Source organism: Lacinutrix salivirga (assembly GCF_053604675.1).
Window position 1 is genome coordinate 56,686 of record NZ_JBSHNP010000097.1, and the last position, 9,644, is coordinate 66,329.

9 protein-coding genes are annotated in these 9,644 nt (G+C 30.4%); 6 read left to right on the forward strand and 3 right to left on the reverse strand.

The window, feature by feature from the left end; all coding sequences use genetic code 11:
• Positions 1–303 precede the first annotated feature (303 nt).
• Positions 304–1,071, reverse strand: coding sequence for a hypothetical protein (locus ACVC5O_RS06085; RefSeq protein ID WP_452220583.1), 768 nt, complete (start codon positions 1,069–1,071; stop codon positions 304–306).
• A 536-nt stretch (positions 1,072–1,607) separates the two neighbouring features.
• Between ACVC5O_RS06085 and recA the strand changes: the two genes are divergently transcribed.
• The 4 genes from recA (at position 1,608) to ACVC5O_RS06105 (ending at position 5,182) form a co-directional block, all read left to right on the forward strand.
• Positions 1,608–2,618 carry a recombinase RecA gene (gene recA, locus ACVC5O_RS06090; protein WP_452220584.1) on the forward strand — a complete coding sequence of 337 codons (1,011 nt, stop codon included), beginning with the start codon at positions 1,608–1,610 and terminating at the stop codon, positions 2,616–2,618.
• A 100-nt stretch (positions 2,619–2,718) separates the two neighbouring features.
• The gene (locus ACVC5O_RS06095; protein ID WP_452220585.1) at positions 2,719–3,132 is read left to right on the forward strand and encodes a hypothetical protein; all 414 of its coding nucleotides are present in this window, start codon (positions 2,719–2,721) and stop codon (positions 3,130–3,132) included.
• A 26-nt stretch (positions 3,133–3,158) separates the two neighbouring features.
• Entirely contained in the window at positions 3,159–3,698 is a 540-nt protein-coding gene (locus tag ACVC5O_RS06100) for an RNA polymerase sigma factor (RefSeq protein WP_452220586.1), read from the forward strand.
• A 2-nt stretch (positions 3,699–3,700) separates the two neighbouring features.
• A complete protein-coding gene (locus tag ACVC5O_RS06105; protein ID WP_452220587.1) occupies positions 3,701–5,182 on the forward strand; it encodes a hypothetical protein in 1,482 nt (493 codons plus the stop codon).
• Positions 5,183–5,284: 102 nt separating this feature from the next.
• Here the strand turns inward: ACVC5O_RS06105 and ACVC5O_RS06110 are convergent, their stop codons facing one another.
• Positions 5,285–6,025, reverse strand: coding sequence for a lysophospholipid acyltransferase family protein (locus ACVC5O_RS06110; protein ID WP_452220588.1), 741 nt, complete (start codon positions 6,023–6,025; stop codon positions 5,285–5,287).
• 186 nt (positions 6,026–6,211) lie between these two features.
• Here ACVC5O_RS06110 and trpS point away from each other — a divergent pair, with 186 nt between their 5' ends.
• A complete protein-coding gene (trpS, locus tag ACVC5O_RS06115) occupies positions 6,212–7,180 on the forward strand; it encodes a tryptophan--tRNA ligase (protein ID WP_452220589.1) in 969 nt (322 codons plus the stop codon).
• A gap of 85 nt (positions 7,181–7,265) precedes the next feature.
• Here the strand turns inward: trpS and dprA are convergent, their stop codons facing one another.
• Positions 7,266–8,369, reverse strand: coding sequence for a DNA-processing protein DprA (gene dprA, locus ACVC5O_RS06120; RefSeq protein WP_452220590.1), 1,104 nt, complete (start codon positions 8,367–8,369; stop codon positions 7,266–7,268).
• A 104-nt stretch (positions 8,370–8,473) separates the two neighbouring features.
• Here dprA and ACVC5O_RS06125 point away from each other — a divergent pair, with 104 nt between their 5' ends.
• Positions 8,474–9,412, forward strand: coding sequence for an HU domain-containing protein (locus ACVC5O_RS06125; protein WP_452220591.1), 939 nt, complete (start codon positions 8,474–8,476; stop codon positions 9,410–9,412).
• The last annotated feature ends 232 nt before the right edge of the window (positions 9,413–9,644 follow it).

A 9,644-nucleotide genomic window follows, 5' to 3' on the forward strand; every position in this document is an offset into this window, starting at 1 on the left:
GAGTTTTCGTTTATTAAAAAGCTTAACATATAAAAATATGCAAAATTGGGTTTTTCTTTAAAATATGAAATAAAACTTAATAGAATATATCAAATATCTAGTTCGAAAATCACAACCTCTTAAATTTAAAGGGTTTCATAGTCTTTTTTTAAAATAAATATCATACCCTATACCGATTAAGGCGGTAATTAAACAGACTACAAAAAAAACTTTGCCTTGTGTATTAAAATATACTAAAGTCAACAATACAATAGTAATAATATAGTTTGAAAATTTCATAAATACTAAAAATACGAATAAATTTTATGCGCAACCTCCAGCACAACCAATAGAAATTATGCCTAAAAGAGCTCCTGCTGCAATCCCACAACCAACACAGCCTACTCCACCAGCAACTCCTGCATAAACTATTACTTTTCCACTAAATTCATTAGTATCTAATGCATAGCCAACACAAGCGCCAAAACACTCACCATAACTTACTTCTCCATCTCCATTTGCGTCTGCACAAGCAACAGTGTATGATCCATGACAATTATTACCTCTATTATAATCATTTTCTATAACATTTGTTTCTATTATAGTCCAAGCGTCAGAATTTACATCCTTTTCTGTGATTATTTCAACCATAATTTTAAATTCGTTGTCATCTTCAATGTCAATTATAGTAGTATTCAAAATACCCTCAGATGATTTATTAGTCACACTTTTACGATTATTAAAAGTAATCACATTCATTTTTAAATTTGAAAGCATTTCTATGTCATTAATTTCTATATAATTAGAAGTGAAATCTCTTGTTTTATTAGCTTTCAAATAATCAGACATGCTTTTAGTTAAAACATTTGTTTCAAATTTATTAATTATGATTTCTTTTTGATAATTTTTATTAATCTGCTTTAAGATTGCATTTAATTCAATTGCTTTTGCTTTTAATGACTCGTTTTCTATATCAATAATATTTGAAGTTTTATTTTCATAAAAGGTTTTTTCTTCAGTTGTACAACTTGTAATAGTTACTGTAACACAAAACGCAAGCATAAACACTTGTAATAAATTTAAATTTTTCATTTTTTGAATATAATAAGCCTTTTGTTTTATTAATTTTAAACTTTAAAAAATTTAAAAAAGCAGACTTGTTAACTTTTAAAAATTCAACACAAATCAAAAAAAAAAAAAAAAACACTTAACAAAATTTTGATGAAAAGATTTTAAAAATTTAAGTACAAGTCTCTCGCAAAAAAAAGTCCTTTACGCTCTGTAAAGGACTTTTAATAGACTAACTCGTTATTAATTTTTAATTTTTCGATTAAAAAAAATACACGAGTTAACCTCCATCGGCTTTACAACTGCTGTTTGTTTGTACAACAACTGAAACGCCTAATGTCTTTGTTAATACTATTTTACTAAAAAATCTCATCTGTTAAATTAGTATAAATTAAAGTTCAGATAAATTTAAAAAGTGAGGTAGAATATTTCTTTTTCATAGCAAATTTTTCCTCATTTATATAGTAGATGCAAAAAGTGTAAAAAGGTTGCGTCAAAAAAATTGTATTGTGGAAAAAGAAGTGGTATTTTAGCATGAATTTCTTAAAAAAAGAGTAAAAATGAGCAACGAAAAAGAAAAAGAAGCAAAATTAAAAGCATTAAAATTAACATTAGATAAATTAGATAAGGCTTACGGAAAGGGAACTGTAATGAAAATGAGTGATCAGGCAGTAATTGATGTAGAGGCTATTCCCTCTGGATCTTTAGGTCTTGATATTGCACTAGGTGTTGGTGGTTATCCAAGAGGTCGTGTTATAGAAATATATGGTCCTGAATCTTCTGGTAAAACAACATTAACATTACATGCCATTGCAGAGGCTCAAAAAGCTGGAGGTATTGCTGCATTTATTGATGCAGAGCATGCTTTTGATAGAACTTATGCAGAGAAGTTAGGCGTTGATATCGATAATTTAATTATATCTCAACCAGATAATGGTGAACAGGCCTTAGAAATTGCAGATAATTTAATACGTTCTGGCGCAATAGATATAGTTGTAATTGATTCTGTAGCTGCATTAACACCAAAAAGTGAAATTGAAGGTGAAATGGGAGACTCTAAAATGGGACTTCATGCGCGTTTAATGTCGCAGGCTTTAAGAAAACTAACCGCTTCTATTAGCAAAACGAATTGTACTGTTATTTTTATTAACCAATTACGAGAAAAAATAGGTGTAATGTTTGGGAATCCAGAAACTACAACTGGAGGAAATGCGCTTAAATTCTATGCTTCTGTACGATTAGATATTCGTCGATCTACACAAATAAAAAGTACAGATGGAGCTGTAATGGGAAATAAAACTAGAGTTAAGGTTGTTAAAAATAAAGTTGCTCCTCCTTTTAAATTAGCAGAATTTGATATTATGTACGGAGAAGGCGTAAGTAAAGTTGGAGAAATATTAGATGTCGCTGTAGAGTATGAAATTATAAAGAAAAGTGGCTCTTGGTTTAGTTATGAAGACACTAAATTAGGTCAAGGTAGAGATGCTGTAAAATCTATAATTAAAGATAATCCAGAACTTTTTGATGAATTGGAACAAAAAATTCATGCCTTACTAAAAGCAAATAAATAGTTTTTAAAAATCTCGTTAATTCGGGATTTTTTTAATTTTAGACGCAACCCTTTTTAACTTTCTGTATCTACAAAGTAGAACGCGAATTAAAACATTTAAAATGAAGCAGTTTGTTTTAGGCATAATGTGCCTATTTACTCTTTTTTCTTGTAGTTTAGACGATGGTTATAATGGTCCGAGTAGTTATTCGGAATTTATTGCAGTTACAAGTGTTGCTATGCCAGAAGAGTTTGAATTAGGAGAGGTATATGAGATTATTTTAAATTACACTTTACCAACCAATTGCCATAACTTTAATGATATTTATTACGTTAGTAGTTCTAACGAAAGAAAAATCGCTATTGTGACCTCTGTACTAAATGGTGACAACTGTACGCCCCAAGAAACTGAAGGAGAAATTAGTTTTAATTTTATTGTAAATAATACTGGAACTTATATTTTTAAGTTTTGGCAAGGACAAGACAGTAATGGACAAGACCAATACCTAACTATGGAAATACCAGTAATTGAGTAATTTTATTAACCAATTAAATCAAAACTTTGGGTTTAGAACAACTCATACAAAAATGTAAAAAAAATGATACTCAAGCTCAAGGTGAATTATACAAGCTCTTTTCGAGTAAACTGTATTCAGTATGCTTAAAGTATTCGAATAATCGTGTTGAAGCTGAAGATAATTTACAAGACAGCTTTATCACTATTTTTAATAAAATTGAACAGTATAAATTTAAAGGCTCTTTTGAAGGTTGGCTAAAAAGAATAACAATAAATACCGTTTTACAAAAATACAGAGGACAAAGTGTTTTTGATATTGTAAATGAAGAGCAGATAGAAGATGTTGAAGTTGTAATAGATGATGAGGATGTTTCACTAGATTATTTATTGTCTATAATACAAGAATTACCAAATAGATATAGATTAGTTTTTAATCTTTATGTTTTAGATGGCTATTCGCACAAAGAAATAGCAGATTTACTAAACATTTCGATAGGAACATCAAAATCTAATTTAGCAAGAGCTAGACAGATTTTAAAAGAAAAAATTGAACAAAATAAATATAGAGTTCGCTCTAAATCGTAGTAATGCCAAACAAAAAAAATATAGATCGCCTTTTTCAAGAAAAATTTAAGGATTTTGAGGTGTCACCTAATTCTAAAGTATGGAGTAATATACAAGAAGAATTAGCCGAAAAGCATAAGTCTAAACGAGTTATTCCTTTATGGTTTAAATATAGTGGTATTGCTGCTCTATTGTTGCTGTTTTTAGCAATTGGGTTTATTTCAAAAAATGCTTTTCAAACTACCTCACCTTCAAATAATAATTCAATTGTTAATTCTAAAAAAGAAGAGGTCAATTCCAATACAGAAACTCAAAAAACCACAGATATAAATTTAGAGCTTCTTAATAACACAAAGACTAGTAAAAATAGTACAATCACTAGTAATGCTACTAATGCTACTGAAATTAAAAATAATACAACTGGTTTTACATCTAATATAAAAAAGAATAAGACTTCTAAATTAACCATTAGCACAAACAATAATTACAATCAAAATACAACTAATTCTGCACTTAACACTGTTAGTGAAGAGGATGTAAATTATAAAAACGCTACTGCAAAAACAGACAATAAGATTAATACTAAAAACAAAAATTTTAATACAAATAAAACAGAGCTACTTAACACAACTACAAGTAATAGTAATAGTAATAGTAACAATAGTATAGCTAATAAAGATAATATAGAAAACAACACTTCAAAAGACTCTACATCTATAGATTTATCAATTGAGGAAGCCATTGCCAAGAACGAAGAAGTTATTGAAAAAGAAAAATTAACTAATAAATGGTCTGTTAATGCTAATATTGCACCTGTTTATTATAATTCTCTTGGCAAAGGTTCTCATATAGACAATCAATTTATAGACAATCCAAAGAAAGGTGAGGTAAATACAAGTTATGGTATAAAAGTGGGTTATGCCTTAAACAACAAATTAACAGTTCGTTCTGGTATTAACTCTCTTAATTTAAGCTATGACACTGCTAATGTGTTAGTTTATGATAACGTTGCATCATCTAGTAATTCGGCATTAAAAAATATAGATTTTGTTTCTGTAAGTCCTGGCACAACTCAAAGTTTTTCCGTTTTAAGTGGTAATGAGTTTGCTGTACAACAAACAAGTTCTTTAGTAGGTAATAACCTTAAAGCTGCTTTGAGCCAACGTATAAGTTATATAGAAATCCCTCTAGAGGTGGAGTACAAATTAATAGATAAGCGTTTTGGATTACATGTAATTACAGGTTTTAGTTCTTTTATTGCAAACGATAATGAGGTGGTTTCTGAAATCGCAGGACAAAAAACAGTTATTGGCAAAGCAAATAATATTAATGATGTAAGTTTTAGTACCAATTTAGGTATTGGTATAGATTATAAATTTTCGGAGAGTTTTAAATTTAATTTAGAGCCTACGTTTAAGTACCAATTAAACGCCTATAGTGAAACTTCTGGAAATTTCAACCCATACATTATTGGAGTATATACAGGTTTTAGTTATAGATTTTAGTTTTAAATTTAGTTTTTAAGTTGGTTAGTAAACCTTGTATACTTTCAGAGTAATCTGAAAACAATAATGAAAAAAAGCTACTCTGTGCCAAGAGTAGCTTTTTTATTGATTTTGAAATGCCAATAGTTGATTATAAATAACAGTTCGGGATTTTTCATTTAATGATTTTGTGTCTTGTATTGTTAAGCCTTCAGTTGGAATAAATTTGTGCATTTTAACTCTCATTTTTCCAGGTCCTCCACTAAAAAAAGTGTAAGAAAACCGTTTTTTATTATCTGCAAAAGTTAAAGGTACAATTGGTATTTTATGGTTTATTGCTAATCTAAAAGCGCCATCTTTAAATTCGTCTAAAAGTATATGTTCTTCTGGTACTAAGCCCTCAGGAAAAATACAAATACTCAACCCTTGTTTTAAACGTTTTTGTGCTCTTAAAAATACAGCTTGTCTGCTTTTAGGATTATTTCTATCCACTAAAATAGAGGTTCTTTTATAAAAAAATCCAAACAATGGGATTTTAGCTAACTCGGCTTTACCAACAAAAACAAACGGATTTTTAACAGTAACAAGCATAAGCATAATGTCTACCATAGAGGTGTGATTGCCAATAAACATATAGCTTTTTTTAGGCTCAGGGATTTCTTCTCGTTCTATTTTAGTTTTAAAACCCATACCAATAAGTATAAATCTTGCCCAAAAACGCGCAAGTTTAAAAAAGAAAGGGTACCACGCCTCTTTTAGAATCGAAATGATTAATAAAGGAAAAAGTGCAATAATAGGTACTGCAACAAGTATATAAAACCAAATACGATACAAAAACCAGAAAATGTACTTTAATACAATCATAGTCGCCAAAAATACATAATTGTTTTGAGCTATTTTAATTGAAAAAAAATACCTTTGTTCAATAACTTTGAAATGATGTTTAATTAAAAAAAGATTCTCATTCAAATATCTAGTAATGAAAATCTAAAATCGCAGTATTACCATTGCGATATTTTAAAAAGGATACCTGCCTTCGCAGGTAATGATATGGCAAGAATACTTACAGGAATACAAAGCACAGGAACACCTCATTTAGGAAACATTTTAGGCGCATTAATGCCTGCAATTGCACTTTCTGAATCGTCTAAAAATGAATCGTTTTTATTTATTGCAGATATGCACTCACTTACTCAAATTAAAGATGGTGAGTTGTTACGACATAACACCTATTCTACTGCTGCAACTTGGTTAGCCTTTGGATTAGATATAGATAAAACAGTGTTTTACAGACAGAGTGATGTGCCACAAGTCACCGAGTTAAATTGGTACTTAAATTGTTTTTTTCCTTTTAAACGCTTAGAATTAGCGCATAGTTTTAAGGATAAAGCAGACCGTTTAGACGATGTAAATGGAGGTTTGTTTACATATCCAATGCTTATGGCTGCAGATATTTTATTGTACGATGCAGAGATTATACCTGTAGGAAAAGACCAAGAACAACACATAGAAATGACACGTGATGTTGCCTCGCGTTTCCATGCAAAGATGGGAGAAACCTTTGTGTTGCCACAAGCAGATATACAAAAAGAAACCATGCTTATTCCTGGTACAGATGGTGCGAAAATGAGCAAAAGTAAAGGTAATATTATTAATATATTTTTACCAGAAAAAAAGTTACGCAAACAAATAATGAGTATTGAAACCGATAGTACTCCTTTAGAAGAGCCTAAAGATTGGACAACTTGTAACTGTTTTGCTATTTATAACTTATTAGCTTCCGCTGAAGAGGTTACAACTATGAAAGCAAATTACGAAAACGGAAACTATGGTTATGGTCACGCTAAACAAGCCTTGTTTGAATTAATTCTACAACGTTTTTCTGAACCAAGAACGCGTTACGACTATTATATGAATAACCTCAACGACATTGATGCTGCTTTAGCAAAAGGTGCTGCAAAAGCTAAGGTGGTAGCTGATGCTGTTTTAAAGAGAGTTAGGGAAAAGGTTGGGTATTAAAGATAAAAGTAATACGACCTATAGCATAACTTGTATTAATTGGTAGTTCATTTTTAATTCATAAGATTCCTGCCTTCGCAGGAATTTAAATAATCTCAAATAATTTACCAGGCAGTGGCCTAATAACACCTTTTAACTCCATAGTTAATAACATGCTAGCTAATTTATAGGTTGGTATATTACAGTCTAAAGCAATTACATCTAATAGCTGTTTATTGTTTTCTTTAAGGTAATTATAAATCACTGTTTCATCGTCTGTTAACTCTACAAATAATTGTTTTTGGATAGCTGGTTTTTGGTCGCTTTCCAACTCCCAATTTAGTAAATACGGAATGTCTAAAGGTGTAGATAGTAAATGTGCACGTTGTTGCTTTATTAAATTATTACAACCTACGCTTTGCGAATCTGTAATGCGACCAGGTACAGCAAACACATCTCTATTGTAAGAATTAGCAATATCTGCAGTGACTAGGCTTCCGCCTTTTTCGGCAGATTCTATAACTATAGTTGCTTCACTAATACCTGCAATTATTCGGTTGCGCTTTAAAAAATTATTTCTGTTAAAGGCATCACTACTCCAAAAATCGGAATAAAAACCTCCATTATTTTCTACCTCAGCAACATATTTTTTATGCACTTTAGGGTAAATCTGGTTTAAGCCGTGTGCTAAACAACCTATGGTTTGTAACTTATGCTTTATTGCTGCTTTTTGTGCTGTAATATCTGTTCCGTAAGCAAAACCAGAGACTATAATTGGATTGTAAATCGCTAATTCTTCAACTAGTTGTTCGCAAAATGCAATACCGCTTGTTGTTATTTTTCTGGCGCCAACAATACTAATTATGTGTTTGTTATTTAAATTAATATGTCCTGTTTCAAACAATAATAACGGACTGTCCACACAGTGCTTTAAACGTTCAGGATAATTTTCGTCTGTAAAATAATTGACTTTAATATTGTTATCTTTAATATAACGCAATTCGGCTTCAGCAGCTTCTAAATGGTTTTGGTTAAATAATTCTTTTGTTATAAGGTTTCCAATACCATCAATTTTAAGTAAATTTTGTTTCTTTTCTTTAAAAATATTTTCAGCAGAACCACAATGGGAAATTAGCTTTTTTGCAGTTATATCACCAATTTTAGAGACGTGTTGTAAGGCTAAAACATAGAGTAAACTGGTTTCATTCATATTTAAAGGTCTGGTTTTAAACTACAATAAACGGAATTTTTTACTGTTAATAACTAATTGGAGACAGCTTTTATTGGTGAATAAAAAACTTTAACTTTGTTTTTATGCAATTAGAATCCTACATCAGCGACCTTTTATATAGATACGAGTGTGTAACTGTACCAGAATTTGGTGCCTTTTTATCTCAGCAAGCTTCGGCAACCTTAGACGAGAGTACTCATGCCTTTTATCCACCAAAAAAAGTATTGTCGTTTAATGAGCAAATACAAACAAATGATGGTTTGTTAGCGCATTATATTGCAGATGTTGAGAAAATTCCTTTTGAAGAAGCCATAACAAAAATTAAAAACCGTGTACATTCTCTAAAATCTTATTTAGCTGAAGGTGAAACACTTGTTTTTAATAATATTGGTGAATTAGTGTTAAATAACTCGGGGAAAATTACTTTTGAACCGTCTTACCATTTAAACTATTTAACAGATGCATTTGGCTTATCTCAATTTGTGTCTCCATCTGTAACTCGAGAGGTTTATAAAGAAGAAGTTGAAACTATTGAAAAAGAAATACCTATTGCTTTTACTCCTGAAAAACGTAAAACAAGACCGTATTTAAAATACGCTGCAGTGGCACTTATTGCTTTAACTTTAGGTGGATTTGGTGTTGGTAATTACTATGTAAATACTATAAATACACATAATCAAATTGCACAAGAAGAAGCTAATGAGCAATTAGAAGGTAAAATACAAGAAGCTACATTTGTTATTAGTAATCCTTTGCCTGCTATGACTTTACAAGTTGAAAAGCAGGTTGGTAATTACCATATTGTTGCTGGTGCTTTTAGAGTGGAAGCTAACTCTGAAAACAAAGTAAACCAACTTATAACAGAAGGGTTTAATGCCAGAAAAATTGGTGCTAACAAATTTGGTTTACACCAAGTAGTTTATGCTAGTTATACAGACAGAAATGAGGCTATAAATGCTTTACGTAGTATAAGAAGCACCTCTAATCCTAAAGCTTGGTTACTGGTTAAGGATTTAAACTAATACTTTATTTAATAATTATTTAACTTGAGTGTTTAGATTCTTCGTTGCACTCTGAATGACAAAACTTACCATAAATAGCGTTATATGTTACAATGTCATTCAGAAGGAAGTATGACTGAAGAATCTCATCAATATTAATTTTTAAGATTCTTCGCTGCGCTCTGAATGACAAAACTTACCATAAATAGCGTTATATGTTATAATGTCATTCAGAAGGAAGTATGACTGAAGA